Raw genomic sequence first — 23448 nt, 5'->3', positions numbered from 1 at the left:
TACAGCTCGCGTGGGCCGAACATTTCCCATCGATCCGTAGCACACCGACCAGCCACAGTGCTGCTCGCTTACAAAGGAGCATGCGCGTGGCACCACTCGACAACGCCTCCCCTAGCGGGCCGCTACAGGATCCATCCCTGGCCCGCTACAGCGAGCGGCAGCTCGCCGTCGCCAACACCTGGGCAACGCATTTCTCCCTCGCAGGGACAGCTCGAACCAAGTTCATCCGTCACTACCTGCGCAGCACCTCTACGACCAGGTGCTGGTGCATCACCGTCACTGCTGACAACGGTGTGCGTTACACCATCATGCGTGCAGGGCCACTACTCCAGGTGTTCGACGGTCAACTGATCGGTGCGTGGGAGTGCAAGCCTGCCCATCGTGTCCCGGCAAGCACGCCGTCCCCGGCAGGGGCGTTGAAGCTGCTACAGCGCCTTCAGAAGTTCGACGACGCAGTTGCTGTACTCAGCTCATACACAAAGCGAGCGCACGATTTAGCCACACAGATGGCCAGGGACGATCTCGGACTTCAACATCGCCTCGTGTATCCGAGCCACAGCAACAAGCGCTACTACGCGCCAAGGCACCAGTTCTACTTGAAGCAGATCGGAGCGGTCTTGCGAACCTTCAGACAGGTCCTGGACCAAGACCTGCTGTTCGCCATCCGCTCGGTTCGGTGCCTCTCGCCCCAGCTCTACAACTGGCTGGCTCAAGGCAACCAGGTGCGCCGGCTGCAAATGCTGAAGGCTCAGCCGGTCTTGACGCCGCTACTGGTGGATTGCGAGGAGGGAGTCTGGCCTCACACGACGACCAATGACAACGGCGAGAGCATCCACCATTACCTTCCTTGCCCCTTTTCCCTGATTGATAGTGAACGACCGCAGGCCGCCGCCATGCCATGCGGTTTTTACCTCGATATGGGCCGTATTCTTGGGCAGGTCGCGGACGAAGGGATCTCGGTCATCAACTTTTTCGCCTGGCTATTTCAGGCGCCACGGGCCTCGATTCGATTTCTTAGTCACGTCAGTCCCGGCCGTGCGGGAGGCGCTCTCTTCCATCGCAAACGGGAAGGCCGATATTCGGGATGGCATGCTCTCCTACTGGCTGCATCGCTAGGTAACCGGCGGCCGATCACTCGCGCTCAATGGACAGCATTCTATGCCGCCTACAATGCGATCCCCTGGCAAATTCACAACGCCAAGCCCGACTACAACCGTCTCTTCAACGGCTGCCCGTCGGATTGGCAGGATCCGGCATGGTTTGAAATCACTGCACGGCTGAGCGACATCAAGGAGTTCTATTCCGCCCTCGACCAGGGGAACTCACAGGTTGTTCGGCAGGCGCGCAGCGCCCTGAAAGCGTATCTGGGTCATTGTACCTACCGACAGGCTGGCAACCTGGTGGACGACTACCACCAGGTCCAGAGGGAGCTGCGTGCCGCAGTGCAGAGCAGCCTGCCCGATCTGGTCGACACCGACGAGTACACCACCTGGGAGGGAATGCTGTCTGTCGGCCTTATCGATTGCCCTAATGGCCTGCAGATCGTCGAGCTCCGCTGCCCTGCCGACCTCTATGCCGAACATATCGCTCTGGCACATTGCATCGATAGCTACGACCAGGCCGCCTACCGAGGAGACTGCCGACTGCTCTCAATACGTGAGGCTGGTCGTCCGCTGGCCTCTGCCGAATTGGAGCTCAGGCGTGAGCATGGCGAGCCTATAGGTAGGCCCTGGAGTCCCAAGCACCTTTCCACGGTGCAACTGCGCGAATTCGATAATTCCCCCGTGCCGACCGACTCGCCTGCCGGCCAGGCATACCGCTGGTTCATGGAACGAATTCGCTCTGGAGCCATAGCGACGAACCTGAACTGGCCCGACATGACCGTCCACATGACGCGCTTCGCCAATGGTCGCTGGAAGGCGGGCCTCGCCGAAGCCACGGCGAAGTGGCTGCTCACTCGGTTGGAAGACCGATGAACCGTCCACGCCTGATTAACCGTACCTCCGCGACACCTTCGACGCTTCTGCAGCGAGCTATCTTCGACGGCTACGACTTTGGCTTGAAGATCCCCTACATCGCAGGCAGCAACCGCGCGCTGCTGGAGCTGTCCGGCTTCTTCATCAGCGCCCGGGAGCATCCTTTGCACCGCTACTGGCGGGTCCCCAAGGGCAAACTGCTGCCTGAACTGGACACTCTGTACAACCGTCTCGCCGAGCTCGCTGGAGGCCTTCACTCCCAGTCCTGGCGGGAGTTCAGCTCCTTGGTCGAATCCGCGCAGGCCTCGCTTGACCGACAGGCCTTCACCTGGGGGATGCTGATGCGCATCGCGCCCCTGGCCGAGGGAGGCGTCCTACTGTCAGGCGAGTTCCATCCCGGTGTGGTGGCGGTGGCTCGGCGGATGCGCGGGGTGTTCCTGCGCCCATCGAGCTCCTGGCGCATCGACGCCACACCTGAGCTGCTTCGCAGCAACCTGATCCTGGAGCTTGGCCTCGTCGAGGAACAATTCGAGATTCTGGATACTGTCCAGGAGCTGCTCAGCGACGGCAGCTTCGCGCCGTCGACCGAGCTGCCCAGCATGAGCATCGGCGGTCCACAGCAGGAACCGGCAGCGCGATCCCAGGAGGACGAGTCAGCCTCTGACATCTACCTCGCCGCGGTGCCGGAGATCGAGCGCACCGAGTACAGCTCGGCTGATATCGAGGCGGCGCTTCAGGGCTACTCACTACTGGCCCACCAGCCTGACGGTATCGCTCATCTGCTGCAGAGGACCAGCGCCTTACTGGCCGACGACATGGGACTGGGCAAGACCCGCCAGGCGGTCATTGCCGCTTCGATCCGCGCGGCGGGCAGACCAATTCTGGTCATCACCCTGGCCACCCTGCTGATCAATTGGCAGCGGGAGATCCAGGAGGTCTATCCCTCGGCCACCGTGGCCATCCAGCAGGACACCCCAGAGGCGCAGTGGATCCTCGTCAACTACGAGCAGTTGAGCCCCTTCGTTGCCAACGCTTCGCGCTTCGCCGTGATGGTCATCGACGAGGCGCAGCGGATGAAGGAACCGACGGCGCAATGCACGCGGTACGGTTTCGACATTGCCGCCCAAGTGCCGAACCGCTACCTGCTTACCGGCACGCCGGTGCTCAACCGCGAGACCGAGCTGCACACCCTGCTGCGCCTCTCAGGCCACCCCATCGGCCAACTGCCGCTGAAAGAGTTCTGCGACCGTTTCGCCGGCAACCCGGAGTTCCGCCAGAGTCTGCGGGCGGAGCTGGGTGACTGGATGCTGCGCAGGCGCAAAGACGTGCTGCCCAGCCTCAAGGGAAAGCAGCGGCAGTTACTGAAGGTGGCCCTCTCCACCGAGGAACGCCAGCAATACGACGTGCTGCGCCTCGAGGACCGACCGGTCTTCGCGCGACTCGGCGCGCTGCGGCGTTACCTGGAAACGGTGAAGGTGCGCGTGGCGATGGACCTGTTAAGCGAGCTCGACGCAGAGGACAAGGTGATCCTGTTCTGCGAGTTCAAGCCGACCGTGGCTGCGCTGAAGGAACTCTGCGAGCAGGCCGGGCTCGGCTGCGTCACGCTGGTGGGCAATGACTCGCTCACCAAGCGGCAGAAGGCGATCGATCGCTTCCAGCAGGATCCCGACTGCCGGGTGTTCATCTGCACTACGGCGGCCGCAGGCACGGGCAACAACCTCACTGCGGCGAACTACGTGTTTTTCCTCGGCCTGCCCTGGACTCCCGGTCAGCAGGAACAAGCCGAAGACCGCGCGTACCGAAACGGCCAGCTCCGCATGGTCGTGGTGAAAATCCCACTGGTCGAGGCCACGATCGACGAGCAACTGTGGCAACTGCTCAACGCGAAACGCCAGGTTGCCCAGGATCTCATCGAGCCCGAGCAGGTCGACGGAAACCGCGCGCTTTTAGCCGCAAGCCTAACTGGATAAAAAAGCCCTGATCCTCCGCCGAGTATTTCCTGCTGAAGCACGGCGAATGGCCTGCCACTGTGTGCCCATCATCAAAGGGGGCCTCAATGACCAGGCAGTTGACCACTCTCACGCTGTGCCTGCTGCTCGCCAGCTGCACGACCCACAAGGCCGAGCCGGCCAGGCCAGCCTTCGACAGCAGCCGCAATCCAGACCTGCTCTCTCCGGACCTGTACCCAAACGGTGTGCAGCCGGAGAAAGAGCCCGTAGTGCGCTACGGGCGCTACACCCTGATCAGCACCCAGCCTGATGCCGGTCAACGCGACCTGATGGCCCAGATCATCGACGTAACCATCCCGTCGAGCATGAACCCGAGCGTCAAGGACGCCATGCAGTACGTGATGAGCCGCTCGGGCTACTCGCTGTGCCCGGCAGACGCCGGTCATGTGAACATCCTCTACACCCGGCCACTGCCGGCGGCTCAGTACAAGCTCGGCCCGATGACCCTGCGCAACACCCTCCAGGTCCTCTCCGGCCCAGCCTGGCAGGTTAAGGTCGACGAGGTCGCGCGGCAGGTCTGCTTCGTGCTGCGCCCGGGCTATCAACTTCCCCCGGCGCCGAGGCCGAAACCGGTCCAGCAACTGTATGCGAAGCCCGCTGCCCCAACTCCGGCGGCGGTAGCGCAACCCTCCTCCACGGAAAAAGTCAGCACGCTGGAGTCGCCCGTCGTGGTCGCCTCGGTGCCGACACCAGCGCCGATCACAACCAGCCCCGCTCCGGCCAAGAAGCCTGAATCCACCACTGTGCTCCCCCCAGCCGCACCGGCCAAGGATGGCCACCCCTCTTCTCCTCCCGCGGCTTCGGCACCGACCAAGCCTGCGGCCTCCGCCGTGAAGTCCACGCCGCCCACTCCACCCACCATGGCTTCCGCCCCACCGGTCAAGGTGCTCACGCCGACGGAACCGAGCCGGCCGCTGGCACAGGCCTGGTCAGCCGAGACGGGATCAACCCTGCGCGACACCTTGGAAGCTTGGGCAAAGCGCGCACGCTGGACCGTCCGCTGGGAGCCGCAGGATCTCAACTATCCGATCGAAGCTCCCCTGACCTTCCACGGCTCCTTCGAGGACGCGGTATCCGAGCTGTTCCCACTGTATGACGCTGCCGAACGGCCCTTCCTGGTGAACGCCAGCCGCCCGCAGTCCCTGATCATCATCAAGGAGCGCAAGAACTGATGCGTGCCCCCCTGAAGAACCTCTTGCCTTGCCTCCTGATCCCCGCACTGGCCAGTTGCTCAGTCACGCGGGTGAACGAGTCGGCTGATCGTGTCGAAGCCACGGCAGACTCCGCGTCATCGATCGCCGCCCAGGTGCGCAACACCCGACCGGATCGGCGCGATACGGTGGTGTTCTCCGACAAACCCTGGGTCAGCACGAAACCCCTAAGCGTTTCGCACACCTTGTCCAGTGACTGCATCGTGACGTGGCGCCCTGCAGGCGCAGCGTCGCTGCAGGAGGCCGCCCAGGAAGTCATCAACCAATGCCACATGGCGGTCAGTATCACGCCCGACGCGCTGAACCCGGCCGCCTTCGCTCTACAACCTCAGCAGCGCGCGAGCAACGCCCCGCCGCCCATCCAAGGCGGCCAGGACATGGCCACCATGCTGTTTCCTGCCTCCGTCGCCAACGGCATGTCGCTCGGTGCCGGCGGCAGCATGGGGTCGAGCTTCGGGTCCTACGGCCCGCGGTCTCTGTACAACATCAAATGGAACGGCAAAGTCAGCGGGTTCCTCGATCTCATCGCCGCCCGCGCTGGCGTGTCCTGGCGCTACAACCCAACCGAGAAACGGGTCGAGTTCTACTACCTGGACACGCGGACCTTCCGCATCTACGCCTTCGACGACGTCAACACGGTGGACTCTACCGTGCGTTCCGGTATGACGACGGCCGCCGGCATCAGCGGGGACGGCTCCGGATCCACCGGACAGAATGGCAGCTCCGGCATCAGCGGCGACTCCGGCAGCAAGCAGACCACCAGCTCGGAGCTGAAGACATCGATCCTCAGCGACATCGAGAACAGCATCAACTCGATGCTGACGCCGAGCATGGGACGCATGTCGCTGTCGCGTGCCACGGGCACCCTGACCGTCACCGACCGTCCAGAGGTCCTCAACCGTGTCCAGCAGCTGGTCAACCGGGAGAACGAGAGCATCACCAAGCAGGTGCTGCTGAACGTCAACGTGCTCTCGGTCGCCCTCACCGACAAGGATCAACTGGGGATCGACTGGAACCTGGTCTACAAGTCGCTCAACAACAAGTGGGGCATCGGCCTGAAGAACACCATGCCGGGCATCGACCAAAGTGCGATCTCCGGCTCCGTGAGCATCCTGGATACCGCCAACAGCGCCTGGGCTGGCTCCAAAGCCATGGTCCAGGCGCTGGCCCAGCAGGGCCGCGTTTCGACTGTCCGCTCCCCGTCCGTGACCACGCTCAACCTCCAGTCGGCGCCGATCCAGATCGGCCGCTACGACAGCTACCTGGCCTCCAGCCAGATCTCCAACGTCGCCCAGGTCGGCAGTACCACCTCGCTGATCCCGGGCGCCGTGACCAGCGGCTACAACATGAGCCTGCTGCCGTTCGTGATGGAAAGCGGCGAGATGCTGCTGAAGATCAACATCAACATGACCTCCCGGCCGACGTTCGAAATGCAGACCAGCGGGGACTCCAAAGCCCAGTTCCCGAGCTACGACATACAACTGTTCGACCAGAAGGTACGCCTGCGCAGCGGCGAGACCTTGGTACTCTCCGGCTTCGACCAGACCACCGAGGACACCAACAAGGTCGGCACCGGCGACGCTGGGTTCTTCGGGCTTGGCGGCGGGCTGACCCGCAATACCAAGCGCGAGGTCATCGTGGTGCTGATCACCCCCGTCGTGCTGGGCTGAACCATGGAGAAGCCTGACCTCGGCAGCCGTGGACCAGACGTCTCGATCCTGAGCTACCACGGCAACAAGTTCGTCAGCGGCCTGTTCTGGCGGCCGCTGTCCAGCCAGCGGCAGTACATGAAGGAAGCGCGCAAGCTGGGCAAGGAAGAGCATCTGGACATCGTTGCCATCCGCCATTCGCCGACGGTGATCCAGGCCGGCTTCGTTTCGAAGTCGCAAGGCGCAGTCAAGGGCATGTACTCCCTGGCCTCGGCGCTTTCAGGCCAGTTCGACGGCGACTTCCTGGCCTGCTGGAAAGTCGAGGAGGACCGCTACGCGCTGGTCGCCACGCTCGATGGCGCGATTGTCCCCGGGCAGGATGTGGTCACCAGCCTCGACGAGGCCCGGGACCGGGTCAGGAAGCTCTCTACGCGCGGCGTGCTGCGAAACGCACAGGTCTTCGTTCCCGAAGGGTTCGATTTCCCCGTCAAGGACTTCGACATCGAGGAACTGCTCGCGCCGAAGCGCCTGCGGCGCGACTACCGCCTCCGGCAACTCACCTTCGGCTTGTCCGCCAGGGAGTGGACGGCAGTGGCCCTGCTCGGTTGCGTGGTAGGTGGGTCGCTAACCGCCTACTACCTATGGAATGCCCACCAGGAAGAGCTCGCCAGGCAAGCCGCGCTCCTCGAGGAGCAGAGGCGCCTCGCCGAGCTGGCCGAGAAGAACGCCCAGGCCAAGCAGCCGCTGGACCTGGCGTCATTACAGAAGCCTTGGACGCTCATGCCTGACCTCGAGGACATGCTACGCGCCTGTAGCAAGGCAACGGGGGTACTGTCGCTGTCGATCCAGGGCTGGCTCTTCGAATCCAGCAAGTGCGACGGCAGGGTCCTGGTCGCCACCTACCACCGTACCGGCAACAGCACGGCAGCCGACCTGACAGCGGCCAGCCAGCACCTGTTCGCCGACCGCCCCGCCTTCGTCATCGACAACGGCAACACCGCGGCCCTGAAGGTCGATCTGAAGGTCGCCATCGGCAGTGATGAGCCGCTACTGCCGGCGGACGACGTTCTGCAGGCGCTGACCAGCCACCTGTACCGTCAAGGGGTCGAGCCCAAGCTGTCGATCAGCCAGGAAACAACTCCGCCCCTCCCTGGCGCGGAAGCTGCGACTGAACAGCAAGTTGTGTTGCCTTCCTGGAAAAAATTCACCTTCAGCGCCCAGACCCGGCTCCCGGCAGACCTGACCTTCCAGGGGCTGAACGCTGCCGGTGTCCGCATCACCAACCTCGAAACCACGCTCAAGGACAGCCGGTTGGACTGGACTGTCACAGGAGAAATCTATGCGAACTGAGCCGATCGGCATGGCCGTGGCCGTGCTCTTCCTCCTCGCGTCCGGCCAGGCCTGCGCTGGCACCGTTGGCGAACTTGCGGAGATCCAGGCCCAGGCCATCCTCACCGAGGCCAAGGTGCGCCTGGCCACGGCGCAGCGGCAATTGGAAGGCAAAGGCGAAACCGGCCAGGTCGTCAGCGCCCAGGGGCAGACATTCGCCATGCCGGTGCCGGCGGCGGCGCCGACGATCACGCAGCCGGTTCCGCCAGTGGTGCGGACCATCTACGGCGCCGGCGGCAAGATGACTGCCACGTTCTTGTTCCCGGGCGGGTACGAGGTTGACGCCGCCAGCGGCGCGGAGCTGCCGGGCAACTACCGCGTCGAGTCAATCTCGCTGGACCAGGTCGTGCTCACCGACAAGGACGGCAACCGCGTGCCCGTGGGCTTCTCCAGCGTTGCCCCCTCCCAAGCCTCCTCTACGGCCCAAGGCGCCTCGGTTCCGCCGGCGCTGCCCGGGGCTGTACCGCAGCCGTTCATTCAGTAGGCACCGCCATGACGAACCTTCAGATTGCCGCGCTTGCGCAGCCCTCCATGGTGACCCAACTGCTCACCGCCGACGGTGGTGAATGGGAGGTATCGAAGCACCTGCAGGAAATCATGGCCCTGGCCGCCGACGGCACGCTCTATCTATCGGAGAGCCACCAGAACGACATACACGTTCTGTCGTTCATCGACCGTCTCGATCGCCGTGGCTTCCGATACCAGCTCAACCTCACCGACCTGCAGACCATTCACCAGCTTTACCGCGCCGTCGCCATGGACGGCCTGGTCGATAGCGATGGCCAGCGCGCCACCCAGATGCAGGAGCGCGTGGTCAAGATCATTCGTAAGGCCACTGAGCTGCGCGCCAGTGACGTGCATTTCGTCGTGAGTCCCGCCGGCACCGGCAGCAAGATCCGTTTCCGCGTCGACGGCCTGCTGAAGACCGTCGAGCAGTTCCGCAGCCAGGAGTTGCACGAACTCTGCGCCACCATCTACCAATCCATGTGCGACGTGGCCGAGCCACTTTTCAAGCCGCAACTGGACCAGGATGCGCGGATGAGCCAGACCTTCGTCGAGAAGCTCAACCTGTTCGGTGCCCGGATCGCTACCCGCCCGCGTGCCGGGGGGTTCTTGATGATCCTGCGGCTGCTCTACGACGACACCGGCCTCGACAGCCTGGAGCAGCTCGGCTACCTGCCCGAGCAGAACGCACTGTTCGATCGCATGATGCGTATGCCCTACGGCATCAACATCCTGTCCGGCCCCACCGGGTCAGGAAAGTCGATGACCTTGAAGGTCACCATGGAAGGCCTCGACAAGCTCCATGGCGGATCCAAGCACATCCTGACCATCGAGGATCCGCCGGAATACCGCATTCGCGGCGAAGGCATCAACCAGACCCCACTGGTCTACGACGCCACCGACCCAGACGCAGAACGCCAGGCCTGGGCCGCGGGCATCGCCAACGGCATGCGCCTAGATCCGGACTACATGATGATCGGCGAAGTACGCGACCTCTTCGCCGCTGTCGCCGCGTTCCGTGGTGCGATGACCGGGCACGGCCTATGGTCGACCCTGCACACCAACAGCGCGATCGGCATTGTCCAGCGCCTGAAGGACCTGGGCGTCGACCCCGGCTTGCTGTTCGATCCGGCCCTGCTGACCGGCCTGATCAACCAGAGCCTGCTGCCCAAGCTCTGCCCCCGCTGCAAGCTGCGCTTCCAAGACCACCAAGACCAACTCGCGCCCGACTTGGTCGAACGGGTCCGACGCTTGACCGATGTTTCCCAGGTGCATGTCAAGGGGCCTGGCTGCCAGGCCTGCCGTGGCTCCGGGGTCAACGGCCGCTCGATCGTCGCCGAGGTGGTGCTGCCCACCCTCGCCTTCATGCGTGTGTTCGCCAAAGGCGGCCCAGCCGAGGCACGCAACTACTGGGTCAAGACCATGCAGGGCATCACCAAGCACGCCCACGCCATCCGCCGCATCAACGAGGGCATCTTTGACCCGCAGATGGTCGAGGATTTCATTGGGCCACTCGACTTCGATGAGCATCTGCTCGACGACAGCTTCTACTCGCAGGAGGCGTGCTGATGGGGGGCTTCTGGGAGCAGTTGCAGTTCGCCGTCTACAGCAAGCAGTTCGGCCGCAAGGAACGCCTGCAGTTCTACGAAAGCATGTCCACCCTCCTCGAAAACGGAGTCCCGTTGAAGGACGCTGTGGCAGAGGTGCACAAGATCTTCGCTCATGAGGGGCAGCATCCGTTTCATCCGGTGGCCATCGCCAGTCGCGAAGCGCTGATGGGGCTGTCCAACGGCAAGCGTCTGGCCACCGCCATGGCGCTCTATCTCCCCGCCCAGGAGCGAGCGCTGATCGAGGCCGGCGAGATGAGCGGCAACCTGGTTCAGGCCATGGGCGATGCCGTCTCCCTGGTCGAGGCCCAGGCCAGGATCCGCGCCACCATCTGGCAGGCGCTGCTCTACCCCTCGGCGCTGTCCGCCATGATGGTGTTCCTGCTGTGCATCGTGGCCTATCGCATGGTCCCCAGCTTGGCCAGGCTCTCCGACCCAGTCACCTGGACCGGCCCGCTCGCCACGCTCAACGCCATTGCCAGCTTCGTCACAGGACCTGGTATCTACGTTCTGGTCGCCGTCATCACCCTCACGGTGGTGGTCATCGTCACGTTGCCGACCTACCGCTGGAAAGGCCGGGTCTGGCTGGACCGGACGCTGCCGCCCTGGTCCATCTACCGCACGCTCCAGGGCACCACCTTCCTGCTGAACATGGCTGTCATGCTCAACGCCGGCATACGCCCCTACGACAGCCTGGCCAGCATGATCAAGATCTCCCCGCCCTGGCTGAAGCAGCGCTTGGAAGCCGCCCGCTACGGCGTGGGCCTGGGCCAGAACTTGGGTGTTGCCCTTCGCAGCGCCGGTCACGATTTCCCCGACCGACAGGCCATCCAGTACCTGTGCATCCTCGCCAACCGGGGAGGCTTCTCCGAAGCGCTGGTCAAGTTCAGCCGCCGCTGGCAGGAGACCAGCCTCAAGCAGATCGAGCTGGCCGCCGGGCTGGTGAAGAACTTCGCCCTGATCTTCATCGGCGCGCTGATGATCCTGGTCCTGCTCGGCGCCTACCAGGCACAGCAGCTCATCCAATCCATGAACCACTGAAACCTCACCAAGGAGCGCTCCATGAGCACTACGCAACGCACTTCCCGTCCGACGCAGGGCGGTTTCGTTTCCATCGAGATGATCATCGTGCTGATCATCATCGCCATCGGGGTCGGCCTGGGCCTGGCCGCAGCGGCTGGGATGTTCAGTTCGTCCAACGCCAACGAGGAACAGCGCAACATCAGCGTTATCGCGGCTAACGCGCGGGCCCTGAAGACCTCTTCGGGCTACGGCTCCAGCGGCACCAACCTGATCCCGAGCCTGATCGCAATCAACGGCGTGCCGAAGAACATGAGTGTCTCTTCTGGCGTCGTCTACAACGTCTACGGCGGATCGGTCACTGTCTCGTCCACCGGGATGGGCTTCTCGATCACCACCAGCAAGTTGCCCCAGGACGCCTGTATCACGCTGGCCACCAAGATCGCGAAGAACACCTTCGAGCAGACCAAGATCAACAGCGGATCCGCGATCACCGGAGAAGTGACCACCGCAGCCGCGACCCAGGCCTGCAGCAGCGACAGCAACAGCATTACCTGGACCTATAGTTCGTGAGTGTGAACCCGATCATCCAGGCTCAGTTCGTCGACCTCTACCTCGGTGAAGGCTTCGCCGACGTGAAAGGCCTGGCCGGCGCCGGCGCGCGCCGAGTCGAAGTGCCTCGCGAGTGGGAGTCGCACGCCCAGGAACTGCTCCAGATCTGCAGGCAAACGCTGGAGGAGTTGCAGGATCCGGAGTTCGCCATCGTCGTCGACGGCGTTCTGCTTCGCGTCACCCTCCTCGAGGACGCTTTCAGTGGCAGCGTCTTCGTGCTGCGCCGGTCGAGCGCCCAATTGCGGGAGTTCCAAGAGATCGGCTATCCGAGCGAAGTGGTTTCCGCACTGATGGATCCGCAGTTGCAGGGCCTGGTCCTGTTCTGCGGCGAGATGGCGACAGGCAAGACCAGCTCCGCCGCCTCTCTGCTCCTGGCCCGCCTGCAGGAGTTGGGCGGGGTAGGCTGCGCCGTCGAGGACCCGCAGGAAACCAACCTCAGCGGTCAGCATGGGCTCGGCCGCTGCATCCAGGTCAGAACCTCACGGCGCTCAGGCGGATACAGCGAGGCCCTGCTGCGCACGCTGCGGGCCGGCGCCGACCTGGTGCTGATTGGCGAGATCCGCGACGAGGACACCGCCTACCAGGCCTGCAAGGCCTCTCTGACCGGCAGCCTGGTGATCGCCACCATTCACGCGAAAAGCTGTCACCAGGCGATCGAGCGCTTGGTGACGCTCGCCCAGCCACTGGCGAGAAACGCCTACGACGTGGTTGCCGAAGGCATCCAAGCTGTGATCTGCCAAGCGCTGGAGAGCGATGGCTCCTCGCGCCGCCTGACCGCCGAGCCACTGCTGTTCACCGGCGACGACGGCCCGTCCATGCGCGACAAGATCCGCCGAAAGGAGGCTCATCTGCTGCAGGACGACCAAGCTCGCCAGTCCCGGCAAAGCCTGTGGAGATAACACCATGAGGAGTAAGCGCAGCAGTGGATTCATCTCGATCGAACTGATGATCGCCCTGGTCGTGATCGCCATCGCGACCGCCGGCGGCATATCGGTCCTGATGAGCTACCTGGACGGCCTGGACGAGCAGCACGCGGCCCAGCAGCAACAGCAGGTGGCCAAGGCAGCGGAGAAGTACCTGAAGGACAACTTCAGCACGGTTCTGGCCAGCGCCGGCGCCACGGCCCCGGCGGTGATCACCGTCCCGATGCTGCGCAACACCCGTTACCTGCCCGCAGGCTTCCGCGACACCAACATCTACGGCCAGCAATACCAGGTCCTGGCCCGCAAGCCGGCGGCAAACCAGCTCGAAACGCTGATCGTGACCACGGGTGGTCAGGTAGCTTCCGAACTCTCGATCCGCCGGATCGCGCAGCTCATGGGAGCCACCGGGGGATACATCTCGAAAACCAACACCAGTATCGCCCAGGGCGCCGCCTGGCAGGTGGCCTTAAGCAATTTCGGTAGCGCTCCCGGCGCTGGACACCTGGCGACGGCGCTGTTCTTCCAGGACGGCGCCATCGCCAACGAGTACCTCTACCGCAATGCCGTCCCGGGTCATCCCGAACTCAACCGGATGAATACCACGCTGGACCTGGGAGGCAACAATATCGCCGCGGCCGGGGCGATCACGGCCAGCGGCAACATCACCACCAGCGCGGACATCAGCGCGCGCAACGTGACAGCCACTGGCACGGTGAAAGCCGGCACTGCTGACGTCGCCGGCGAGACGTACACCGGAGGTTGGTTCAGGACCCGTGGTGACACGGGCTGGTACAACGAGAAATGGGGCGGCGGCTGGTACATGAGCGACAGCACCTGGGTGCGCTCCTGGATGAACAAGAACGTCTACACCGGTGGCGAGATGAAAGCGGGCAAACTCACCGCCGAGGGCCGGACGGAAGTCGGCGAGTACCTACAGCTCAAAGGCGTTGCCACCGAAGGAGCCAACTGCTCGCCGAACGGGCTGGCAGGCATCACCAGCACCGGACTCTGGCTGTCCTGCCAGAACGGGAAATGGGGACGAACCGCTGCCTCCATGCGCCTGAACACCACGGCCGGCGTGATCAAGGACTGGTGTACGTTGCATGGTCAGGATAGCGCCATGGTGAACTACGACTACGTCCGCTACGCGATCACCTGCGGCGGCCGATTCTGCGCAGTGGGCTTCAACCAGACATTTGGCACCAACTACTCGTTCGGGCTAATCACTGAGATAGGCCCAGGCTTCAACTACCCGGAACCCTACAAGACCCCCGACTCGACCAACGTGACCGTTACCTGCGTGAACTAGCAGGTCGCCACGACTCAAGGACTACCGTATGCCGCTGATGTGGATCGTCCTGGTGCTCGCGCTCATCACCGGGACCTGGCTGAGTGTACAAAGCGACCACGCGACCTCGAGCGCCGAACTGGCCGAGGTCGACACCCTGGCCAGGAGCTTGCTGCTCTACCGGTCCAGTCTGGCGGAGTACGCACACGCCAACCCCGGTTTCACCGGTTCGCCGGCGGACTCCGCTCTTGGTTTACCGGCCTGGTTCCGCAAGCCAGCGCGGCTTCAGGGCTACATCGCCGCCGGCACCAGCTACGCCTTCATCGCCTCGCCGCCGGCGGGGCTGGCAGCGGCCGTGGATGCTGGTACGGAATCCGACCTGGTTGGCGTCAGGCGCAGCGGCCAATTAGTCACGCGCCGCCTCGGAGCCACTGCCATTGTGCTCCCTGCGCCCATCCCCGAGGGCGCGGTGGTCGCGGTCAAATAACCTCCACAGGCCAGTAAACCCCGGCGCAGCTTGATAAACCGGCCTTCTGAACACATAATGCCATCAACTTTGATTTCACCCCGCTGGCTACTGACGGTCATCAGTAGCGCCCTGGTGATGCAGGTTCGCCTCATTACCAAACCGTAAGCACGCTACAACACCGGGTGGGGCGTGCGGATCTGGTTGAGAATTCTCCCTGTGTCTCCCTGTTCTTTTGCTTGCCATGCAGCCGTCAACTCGTGTCGAGCGAGTTTAAAGGCACATAGGGTTCTCAAGAGGTTCGGTGTTTCCTCGATTTAAGGGTCGTACTGGTGTTACGGCCCCTCCTTTTCCCCTCTCCATGGGTAGCCTGATGCTCCTGCTCCAGGACTATCAGGCTACCCATCGGGATCCTTCTCCCTGCCGGTGGCCCGCCGGTGATACGCAGGGCTCCCTTTGTACGCGGATGCGTGCCTACTGTTTGCTGGCCAAGCCACGATAATGGCCGGGTGATGGGATCGAGACGATCAATGCCCAGGGATCGACGATTCAACCACAGGTGGCTCACTTGACTCCCCTTCCAGACACGGCTGGGGAAACCTTTGACAGGGTTTCTACCAGCCGCGCTCTTCCGCCCTCGCTCTCCGCCCGCTGCATCCGCTCCCCCTCCTGCTTGACCTTGACACTTTCGCCCCCCGCTTCGATGATGAACGCGTGATCTGCTGACGTTGTCAGCGACATGCCCCCCATGCAGCTCGGATCCGAAATGCTGCAGCACAGCCCACCGTGTTGATCCAACCCAAGACCGCATAGCTTCTGGTAGCGCGGTCGGTCGGCCTCGGTCGATAGAAGCTCCCTTCCGCAACCCAGCGGGGAATCCACTTCCCCGCCAGGGCCAGTGTTTTCTCCGCACCCTCAACCTGCAGGAGAAACACCATGTCCAAGCAATCCACCAGCTTCGAAATCGGCTTTGCCCTCGGCAGTGTTGTGCGTGAGTTCCGCAGAGCGCTCAGGCGCCCTCCGGTCGTAGTGCAAGCACAAGCGCCGGTTGCGTTGAGCGTCCAGCGCATCGATCCTGCCTTCCTGGCCGGCCCGACCGCTGGCGAGCTAGAACACATCAGCGACATCCCAGCCATCGTCCGGCTGAAGAATGTCAACCTGAATGACTGGTATCTAGCCAATACGCGCGAGGTGCAAAAGCCCAAGCGCGCACGCAAACCCAAGCCGGCCAAGGCGACCGCCAAAGCTGAAACGCCAGTCAGGAAGGAGCTCAAGCTGGGTTCCCTCGATCAACTGATCGCCCCGGTTGATCCGCTGACCTGCTGATCCACACCTCCCACCAACCCTGCCGGGAAACCATCCCGCAGGGTGGTTTTCCGGTATTCATCGAGGAAAACCATGGGGTCCGCAAAACTTTCCGCAATCGCAGAAGATCTACGCAAGATTGGAACCACGGCGGTAGCCGCTGGTTTGATCGGCATTTTTCTCGGCGAGCATCGCATCCTGACTGCCCTTGCGCTGTCGGTAGGTGTGGTAATCTGGTCTACAGGTATCTACCTGACTCAGGAGGAATCTTGAGATGAGCCAAACGACTTTCGGCGTGATCATGCTGACCGCCTTGCTTGTAGTGTGCTTGTCGATGGCGGCCTGGGCCGATTGGCCCAACCTCAAGCGCAAGCTTACGAAGTTTAACCATCGGCACCGCCCGCACTGACCTCAAGCCCCTCCGTGTGAGGGGCTTTTTCATTCGCGGGGGCTTGACAACTGCAACAGGCCTTTTCATTCTTTTCACCGTGAGCTGCTGACGTTGTCGGCAATCCTCCCCCAGTAGTCATGATCTGAAAGACTACGACACGGATTTCCGTGTAGATCGAACCCAAGATCGCACCAGCTTCCGGTAGCGCGATCAATCAGCCCACAGGTTGATGGAAGCCCTCTCCCTCTGCTTTACCTCCCAATACAGACCCATGCGGGGAATACTTTTCCCTGACGGGCAAGGTGTTTCTCCGCTTTCGCTTACGAAACTGGAGAATCATCATGAGCAACAACACCCAAGCCCAAGAAGCCAAGTATTTCGACCTGCACACCACCGGTATCGGCTACCTCAATCGCATCCGCGAGGTACCGATCCGCCGAGGTGAACCATTCCTCGCCGTAACCGTCGCAGCCCTCCATGGCGCGGCAGACAGCGTGGAATACTCCTACATCGACTGCAAAGTGGTCGGCGCCCAGGCTGAAAAGCTTGTCCGCCGTTGCAAGGAAGCAGTCGAGGCCAAGAAGAAGGTTCTGATTTCCTTCCGTATCGGCGATATCTGGGCGGACCCCTTCATCCACCAGAAAGGCGAGAAACAAGGCAAGCCCGACGCAAGCCTCAAAGGCCGGCTGCTCTTCATCTCCTGGATCAAAGTGGATGGCACCACCGTCTACGATGCGAAGGAAGAAGCTGAAAAAGCCCAGCAAGGCCAAGGCGAACCTCAAGGTGAGCCCGCAGCCCCCGCTGAGCACGCTGAACAAGCCGCTGCTTGAACACGGCTTGATTGAATACCGGCCCTCATCCCGAGGGCCTTTCACTACCTACGCTATGCGCCACTCTTCATCGCATACCCATCCGGGGGGCACCATCTCCCCCCAGGGCGTGGTGTTCTCCATTATCTGGAGATCATCATGAGCAACATCCAAATCGTAGAACTGCCCGCCCTGCCGGAAGTTGAGGAGGTTAGCCTCAGCGACGTCGAGGACGAGCTGCTGCTCAGCAGTCAGTTCTGCAACTTCGCCTGGCTGTTCCTGGCCAGCAACAATGCCCAGGTATCTGCCTTGGCCTAACCGCCAGACATTTCCCATTTAGGGGACCACAGTCCCCTGTGGGACTGGTGTTTCCTACCGAAAGGAGAATCACCATGCAATACGGAAAGCGGGCACTTGCCCATCTTCGTCTCGAACTGCCGCTGCAGGTTCTTATGTCTAACGCCGGCTTTTATATCGGCACCCTTGATGAAGAAGGACCAGCCTCGCGCGAGTCGGTTGAATATTACCCCTCACGCGAACTTGCCCAACAGGCATTAGACAACGGCACTTGGACGCAACGGGAATATTAAGCTTTACCCTTTTGCCCATGTGCATCTTCTAATTCAACCCAGACGGGGTCATCACCCCTGTTGGGAGGTGACCTCTCCGATTTGATTACGAATTGGAACTCACCATGAACACATACCCAGAAAGGCTCCCAGCTCTACTCAACATCGGAGTACATGCTGCACAAAGCAAGTTCGAGTACATTCTGTGCAAAGGCTTGGTTGATGAGTTTGGCGATGCAGGACTCAGTATCGAGCTCTATGTAATTCAAGATGCAATCGAAGCTTTGGCGCAGGCCGACTGTGAGCATGGTTGCGACTCGAGCACATCACCGGTACTTCAATACTATGGCCTGGTAGAGCGATACCAGAAGGCTCGGCGTAAAGAAGAACACCTATCGCGTTAACTACAACAACTCGACATCACCTGGGCGCTTCGGCGCCCCTTACTCACCTGGAGGTCCATAGCCTCCAAGGGCATGGGCTTCCCGGCAACCGGAGATACCCCATGACTCAACTCAATCCGTTTATTCGCGGCTATGAGAGTTTCCGCATCGAACGAAACCTGCAGATCACTGACGAAGGCGACAATCTACCGTGCTACCGCGCACTGCATGAAACCCAGCAGCACCTCCCAGACGAATATTTTCAGTGCGAGCTGTGCTACTTCAATGGCGATTTCGCCGTGGTAGTCCAAGACTTAGACGATGAAAGAGTTGAAAAATGCCCTCACCAAGGAATAGTGAGAAACGTACTTTACAGCATCTACGGTGAGCAGGACGGCAGAAAAAAGCTTATCGGAGATCAATACTCACTGACCGAAGCCGAGAGTGTCGTTCGATACCTTTCGTTCGGCGGCGGTTATAACCGCTGCTGGGAGATCAGAAAAACACATCTACCCATCAGGGCGTGGAATAGCCTCTACGAAAGGTTCTCGACCAAGATGCCAATCCGCTTGCCCTCGGTGTTGGTATCGCTCTTCTGGTGTAACGAGCACGGTGCCGTGGGCTTTCGCTTGCACAACACCCCTTGGACGGATGAGTGTCTGGAGATCCTGGAGATGACCGCAGCCGCTCTTCGACAAGAACAGCTTGCCTTCGGCCTCGACGAACACCTGGTCGATCTGCTTCACCTCGCGGGACAAGCAGACATTCGGCTCCTGGTACTTGATCCATTCGCGCCCACGCTCAAGGGCCTGCCGCTTTATGACGATTGAGCAATCCGGCCGGCGGGAAATCCCGCCAGCCCCCGAATTCGAATTGGCTCGCTTTCGTTGACAGCGCCTCCCAAGGAGCCAGGGTTTAAGGCTCCGGCGCGCAAGCGCTAACCCACCCAAGACCGCCACAGCACTCGGCAGCGCGGTCGCATCACGCAAGTGATGGAGTGCATCCTACCCACCCACGCGGGGACCTCATCCCCGCGGGAGAGGCCTGCGTATTCGGAGACCTCTCATGACCTCTCTCAACAACCACTCCAGCGCAGGTCACACTGCTGCGTACCTCAAACTCCCGATCGTTCTCACCAACGCGGCCTGGCTGCGCCTGGTCTATCTCGCCAACCCTGCCAGGGTCGACGAGATGGGCACCCGGCTGGCCAGTGTCGTTCAAACCGCCTGGCAGGAGCTTCCGCTCCAGCCGACCGCGAAGCACATCCAATTCCACCTGTACCACAAGGAGGAAGAGGGGCAGGACCGCGCGCTCGCGCTGCTGGTCCTCTCGATAGTCGAGCCGTCCGATGAGCCTTCCTACCTGCGCATCGAGCTGCAGGAAGAAAGCCTCCAGGGCAACCCGGATACCGAGTAGCTCTCCCCTCACCACGATCCCGCTTCGGCGGGATCGTCCTTTTCGCAGGTCACGCCATGATCAACATACCCGGCCAGTTGGCCATTCGAACCATCAATGGTCGCAATGGCGAGTTCAACGTGGGAAAGCTCTCGACCTCGATCGGGGAATTCGTCATCAAGGACGCTCTCCTGGACCAGCACATCGAAGGCAAGTACCGCGGTGATTTCGCCATCACCGAGATCCGTCCCTCCTACTACACCACCGGCGGCCGGCTGGTCGTCGAGATCCGCGCCAAGCTCGACAGCATGACGCTGGACGACGTGGACAACCTCAGCGACGAGGAGGCAGAGCGTCTCTCTGGCAATGAGGTGGATCCGCTCGACGAAGTGCCCGCGATACAGCAACCCACTGCCGCACCGGCGGCACCGCCGAAGTCGCCCCCGAAACCGAAGCCTCTGCGCCCCGTTGCAACTGGGGACGACGCGCCTTTCGGTATGGACCCTCCGGCTTCTGCAAAGCAGGCCGCCCCTCTGGACACAGATGCGGATGCAGAACTGTTCGGGACGGTCTGGCCGCTAGGCGAAATCGTCAAGCTGGACACCACGGTCGACCGCAAGCGACTACGTCAACAGTGCGTGCGACTCGGCGCGCTGGGCTATGAGCTCGACTTCAAACAACAGGTGTGGACCCGCAAGGAGGCCGCATGAACATGAAATCGATCTACAACACCCCAGGCTTCAGCGAGGAGTTGTTGCTGGTTTGCGCCTCGCTGCGCGAGGTCGGACTGGACAATCTGGCTGACCAGTTCCGCGCGGCAGTGTTCGACCGATCTGTCGTCGACCAGGCCATCATCGCACTGCGTGAGCGGGTGAAGCCCCCTTCGCCGGAGCATGCGGCCGACAACGAGCCCTGGTTGTACTGCGACTGGCAGGCCAGGCAAACAGCTTACCGGCTCCTCCAGCGCCTTGAGCGCGCAACACGCTGAAGCAACACCCTACCAACCCCTGCCGGGCTCTCCCGTCAGGGAGACCTGGCCAACCACAGGAGCACACCTATGGGATGGCTTTTCTCACATCAGACGAAGGAAGACCTGCTGCGTGAGCTGCTGGCCCCAACCAGTACCTTCGCAGGCAGCACCGAGGTGCTGGCACACGCAGTCTCCGGCAATGAACTTTGGACTGTCGTAAAACGAACCTTTCACCTTGCCGGATTCTATTTCGGCAAGCCGGCCGGTCACTCGATCACCATGATCGAGCTGCACTTGCTGGACTGCTTGGCCGGGCAATGGGGCTACAAGACCATTCCGGAAAGCGCCGGCCCGTTCTACTACGGCTGTCCACTGGAGTTCCTGGACCTGGCTCACGATGAGATCAACCAGGAATGGCGTGAACGCCTGACGCACGAACACCAAGCCTGACCGCACCAACCACTTCCCTTGAGGGGCTCCCTCAAGGGCGCTCCTCGTCTACCACCAGGAGCACACCATGAACCCATTGTTCACCAACCTCACCCAGGAAACCCTCGCCTACCTCGAGGACCAACTGTCCAACAACGACGTCGCCGGCGACCACGAGCTCATCGACCTGTTCATCGAGGAGCTGTCGCTGACCTTGGAGCAGGCGGAAGCGGCTGTCGCGCTACGCAATCAGTACCTCTGCCAGGTCTTCCTGATCGGCCAAGGGCCGCTGCACCAAGCCGATGGGCTCAGCTTCGACCCTCACACCAAGAGCGTTCGGTAGCCACCACGCTCCCCTGCACCAGTTGGGCTACACCCCGAGGGGCTTCACCGCCCCTTGAGGGCGGCGTGGCTCCTCCTTCCAGGAGGTTCCTATGCCCAGTCCCACCCCGCTCTACCAGATCGAAGAGTGCCCAGACCTGTACGTCGACGCCTGCGTGTGCGACGAGCAGCGCAACCTGGTCTTTCTTTCGGCCTGGGGCCGCGACACCGTGACACAAGAGTTCCTGGCCAGGCTGACGCTGGGCCGGGAAGAAAATGGCATCGACCATTTCCACATCATCGTGGACGGCCGCCGCTTACCTGTCTTCCCAAACCAGGATCTCCTGGAGAAACGCACCACCCGCCAGTTCCGCGGCACGTTGTTCGGCAGCCTGCTCAATCTTTGGCTGTTCGATCGGCGCGCCTCGGCGCCCGACCGAGGCAATCACCTCGCCTTCGCACTCCTGCAGCGCGATGAGGATCCACACCAGAGGCTCTGGCCGCTGGTGATGGAAACCTGTCCGCTCCCCCTCCTGCAGCACTGGCGCGAGCCGGTGATGGAGGTCCTCACCCAGCACCAGATGTTGACGGCCCTACCCGGGACGATCGGCAACGTCTGCGCCTGGCGACTCGCCCTGCGGGTCGACGTGCTCGAGCCCACCCTCGGTGAGCTGATCCGCGAAAGCATTCTTACCACCGATGCTCAGGCGCAAGCCTGAGCCATCCCTCTCAGACTCAAGGAGGCCCCATGGCCCTCATGTTCCCGCGCTTGGCGCGCAACTTTGCACGCAACGGCTACTTCCCTACCGATGAGGTCACCCTCGAACGCGCTCTGCAGGCCCTCACTCCTGCCCCGTCGGGCAGGATGAGGATCTGTGACCCCTGCGCCGGTGAGGGTGTTGCCCTGGCTGAGGCAGCACACACCCTCGGCCGCGATCAGGTCCAAGCCCTCGCTGTCGAGTACGACCGCGAGCGCGCCGACCATGCCCGAGGATTGCTTGACCGAGTGCTGCACAGTGACCTTTTCGACACCATGATCAGCAGGCAGTCGTTCGGACTGCTCTGGCTCAACCCGCCTTATGGCGACCTGGTGGCGGACCACTCCGGTGCGTCGCAGTACCAGGGCAGCGGCCGCCGGCGTCTGGAGAAAGCGTTCTACCAGCGCTGCCTGCCGTTGCTGCAGTACGGCGGCGTCATGGTTCTGATTGTTCCTCACTACGTCTTGGACGATGAGCTGACTGGCTGGTTGAGCAACCACTTCAGCGGCCTGCGCATCTACGCAGCCGCGGATCCTACCTTCAAGCAGGTGGTGATCTTCGGCATCCGGGTCCGTCGGCAGGACCTGGCCCGGGCGGACGCCAATCAGGTGAGGTCTCGCCTGCAGGCGATCGGCGCGGGCCAGGAAAAGGCCGAGGAAATTCCAGCGGCTTGGCCGTGGGAACCCTACGTGGTTCTGCCGGCCACCAGCGAGCTGGAGCACTTCTACCGAGTAACCCTGGAGCCGGAGCAGTTCGCCGGTGAAATCCAGCGGCTGCGAGGTCTCTGGCCTGACTTCAACCTGCACTTCGCGCAAGCGGGGCTGCAGCCGCGCCCACCAGTCCGCGAGCTGTCTCGCTGGCACCTGGCCCTGGCCCTGGCCGCCGGCGCGATATCTGGCGTCGTGCGATCGAAGTCGGGCCGGATCCTGGTCGTGAAGGGTGACACCTACAAGGACAAGGTCTGCAAGACCGAATTCACCGAGGACGACGACGGCAACATCACCGAGGTGAGGATCCTCACCGACCGTTTCATCCCGATCATCCGGGCATGGGAAATGACACCCTCCTCGGTCAATCAGGGCCGCGTGCTGACCATCAGCTCCTCGGCCGCGACCACGGAAGAAGCTGAAGAGCCCCAACCTGAGCCGGCCCCCGCACCCGCACCGCTGCTGATCAGCCCTGGCCGGGTCGTAATGACCGCAGCCGTGAGCCACCTGGTGGAAACCGGTCAACTCAACCCAGCGCCTTTGCTGAAACGCCATCTGACGGGAGATTGGGGGACGCTGGACCAGGAAGACTGGAACACCAACCAGAGAGCCCTGAAGTTCGGCGATCGGCTGCTGTCGTCCTACGACATCGACGCCGGCGACGAATCCAGCCTCTGGATCATCACTGAGGCAGACCGCAGCTCAACCACGCTTTTGCTCCCTAGCGATTACTGGCCTCGCCCCCGCGGCGATTCCT

General features: G+C 62.3%; 25 protein-coding genes and 1 pseudogene. All 26 read left to right on the top strand.

Annotation, left to right across the window (positions count from 1 at the left end; all coding sequences use genetic code 11):
• Nucleotides 1-86: 86 nt before the first annotated feature.
• On the top strand, nt 87-1976 hold the full coding sequence (locus FHW81_RS24590; RefSeq protein WP_031654200.1) for a hypothetical protein: 1890 nt from the start codon (nt 87-89) through the stop codon (nt 1974-1976).
• On the top strand, nt 1973-3946 hold the full coding sequence (locus FHW81_RS24585) for a DEAD/DEAH box helicase (protein WP_089030131.1): 1974 nt from the start codon (nt 1973-1975) through the stop codon (nt 3944-3946). Before FHW81_RS24590 ends, FHW81_RS24585 begins: the two co-directional genes overlap by 4 nt.
• Before the next feature lie 86 nt (nt 3947-4032).
• Entirely contained in the window at nt 4033-5157 is a 1125-nt protein-coding gene (locus tag FHW81_RS24580; RefSeq protein ID WP_089030132.1) for a TcpQ domain-containing protein, read from the top strand.
• Nucleotides 5157-6866, top strand: coding sequence for a PilN family type IVB pilus formation outer membrane protein (locus FHW81_RS24575; RefSeq protein ID WP_020751093.1), 1710 nt, complete (start codon nt 5157-5159; stop codon nt 6864-6866). The genes FHW81_RS24580 and FHW81_RS24575 overlap by 1 nt, the downstream gene beginning before the upstream one ends.
• A 3-nt stretch (nt 6867-6869) precedes the next feature.
• Complete coding sequence (gene pilO2, locus FHW81_RS24570) at nt 6870-8195, top strand: type 4b pilus protein PilO2 (protein ID WP_089030133.1); 1326 nt, start codon at nt 6870-6872, stop codon at nt 8193-8195.
• Entirely contained in the window at nt 8185-8718 is a 534-nt protein-coding gene (gene pilP / locus FHW81_RS24565; protein WP_023119720.1) for a type IV pilus biogenesis protein PilP, read from the top strand. Before pilO2 ends, pilP begins: the two co-directional genes overlap by 11 nt.
• An 8-nt stretch (nt 8719-8726) precedes the next feature.
• Complete coding sequence (locus FHW81_RS24560) at nt 8727-10307, top strand: GspE/PulE family protein (protein ID WP_003149523.1); 1581 nt, start codon at nt 8727-8729, stop codon at nt 10305-10307.
• Nucleotides 10307-11386, top strand: coding sequence for a type II secretion system F family protein (locus FHW81_RS24555; RefSeq protein WP_089030134.1), 1080 nt, complete (start codon nt 10307-10309; stop codon nt 11384-11386). Before FHW81_RS24560 ends, FHW81_RS24555 begins: the two co-directional genes overlap by 1 nt.
• Nucleotides 11387-11407: 21 nt before the next feature.
• Nucleotides 11408-11938 carry a type 4 pilus major pilin gene (locus tag FHW81_RS24550; RefSeq protein ID WP_003099765.1) on the top strand — a complete coding sequence of 177 codons (531 nt, stop codon included), beginning with the start codon at nt 11408-11410 and terminating at the stop codon, nt 11936-11938.
• Nucleotides 11935-12876, top strand: a complete 942-nt coding sequence (locus FHW81_RS24545; RefSeq protein ID WP_003134125.1) for an ATPase, T2SS/T4P/T4SS family — start codon at nt 11935-11937, stop codon at nt 12874-12876. Before FHW81_RS24550 ends, FHW81_RS24545 begins: the two co-directional genes overlap by 4 nt.
• Before the next feature lie 4 nt (nt 12877-12880).
• Nucleotides 12881-14209 carry a shufflon system plasmid conjugative transfer pilus tip adhesin PilV gene (gene pilV, locus FHW81_RS24540; protein ID WP_031801641.1) on the top strand — a complete coding sequence of 443 codons (1329 nt, stop codon included), beginning with the start codon at nt 12881-12883 and terminating at the stop codon, nt 14207-14209.
• 28 nt (nt 14210-14237) lie between these two features.
• Nucleotides 14238-14675 carry a type IV pilus biogenesis protein PilM gene (gene pilM / locus FHW81_RS24535; RefSeq protein ID WP_034063967.1) on the top strand — a complete coding sequence of 146 codons (438 nt, stop codon included), beginning with the start codon at nt 14238-14240 and terminating at the stop codon, nt 14673-14675.
• 915 nt (nt 14676-15590) lie between these two features.
• Nucleotides 15591-15980 carry a hypothetical protein gene (locus FHW81_RS24530; protein WP_023103402.1) on the top strand — a complete coding sequence of 130 codons (390 nt, stop codon included), beginning with the start codon at nt 15591-15593 and terminating at the stop codon, nt 15978-15980.
• A 72-nt stretch (nt 15981-16052) separates the two neighbouring features.
• Nucleotides 16053-16232: a hypothetical protein gene (locus FHW81_RS24525; protein WP_004347955.1), complete on the top strand. Its 180-nt coding sequence runs from the start codon at nt 16053-16055 to the stop codon at nt 16230-16232.
• 1 nt (nt 16233) lies between these two features.
• The gene (locus tag FHW81_RS24520; RefSeq protein ID WP_003121000.1) at nt 16234-16368 is read left to right on the top strand and encodes a hypothetical protein; all 135 of its coding nucleotides are present in this window, start codon (nt 16234-16236) and stop codon (nt 16366-16368) included.
• 323 nt (nt 16369-16691) lie between these two features.
• Nucleotides 16692-17180, top strand: a complete 489-nt coding sequence (locus tag FHW81_RS24515) for an STY4534 family ICE replication protein (protein ID WP_016264237.1) — start codon at nt 16692-16694, stop codon at nt 17178-17180.
• Between the two features lie 138 nt (nt 17181-17318).
• Nucleotides 17319-17477, top strand: a complete 159-nt coding sequence (locus tag FHW81_RS24510; RefSeq protein ID WP_016264236.1) for a hypothetical protein — start codon at nt 17319-17321, stop codon at nt 17475-17477.
• Between the two features lie 74 nt (nt 17478-17551).
• Nucleotides 17552-17749 carry a hypothetical protein gene (locus FHW81_RS24505; protein ID WP_009315817.1) on the top strand — a complete coding sequence of 66 codons (198 nt, stop codon included), beginning with the start codon at nt 17552-17554 and terminating at the stop codon, nt 17747-17749.
• A gap of 484 nt (nt 17750-18233) precedes the next feature.
• On the top strand, nt 18234-18941 hold the full coding sequence (locus FHW81_RS24500) for a hypothetical protein (protein ID WP_034063968.1): 708 nt from the start codon (nt 18234-18236) through the stop codon (nt 18939-18941).
• Between the two features lie 235 nt (nt 18942-19176).
• Nucleotides 19177-19527 carry a hypothetical protein gene (locus tag FHW81_RS24495; protein ID WP_034063969.1) on the top strand — a complete coding sequence of 117 codons (351 nt, stop codon included), beginning with the start codon at nt 19177-19179 and terminating at the stop codon, nt 19525-19527.
• Nucleotides 19528-19583: 56 nt separating this feature from the next.
• Nucleotides 19584-20216 (top strand): DUF3275 family protein, encoded by a 633-nt coding sequence (locus FHW81_RS24490; RefSeq protein WP_016264232.1) that lies wholly within the window; start codon nt 19584-19586, stop codon nt 20214-20216.
• A complete protein-coding gene (locus FHW81_RS24485) occupies nt 20213-20494 on the top strand; it encodes a hypothetical protein (protein WP_193377121.1) in 282 nt (93 codons plus the stop codon). The genes FHW81_RS24490 and FHW81_RS24485 overlap by 4 nt, the downstream gene beginning before the upstream one ends.
• Before the next feature lie 69 nt (nt 20495-20563).
• The gene (locus FHW81_RS24480; RefSeq protein ID WP_016264230.1) at nt 20564-20926 is read left to right on the top strand and encodes a hypothetical protein; all 363 of its coding nucleotides are present in this window, start codon (nt 20564-20566) and stop codon (nt 20924-20926) included.
• 67 nt (nt 20927-20993) lie between these two features.
• Entirely contained in the window at nt 20994-21248 is a 255-nt protein-coding gene (locus FHW81_RS24475; protein ID WP_089030136.1) for a hypothetical protein, read from the top strand.
• 91 nt (nt 21249-21339) lie between these two features.
• Nucleotides 21340-21945 (top strand): hypothetical protein, encoded by a 606-nt coding sequence (locus FHW81_RS24470; RefSeq protein WP_003125296.1) that lies wholly within the window; start codon nt 21340-21342, stop codon nt 21943-21945.
• 29 nt (nt 21946-21974) lie between these two features.
• Nucleotides 21975-23423 (top strand): annotated as a pseudogene (locus FHW81_RS24465) (DUF6094 domain-containing protein); the annotation flags it as partial.
• Nucleotides 23424-23448 lie beyond the last annotated feature (25 nt).

It is taken from the genome of Pseudomonas sp. RC10-4-2 (assembly GCF_050433085.1).
In the GTDB taxonomy this organism is placed as follows: Bacteria; Pseudomonadota; Gammaproteobacteria; order Pseudomonadales; family Pseudomonadaceae; genus Pseudomonas; species Pseudomonas aeruginosa.
This window is presented reverse-complemented; position numbering and strand designations above follow the sequence as displayed.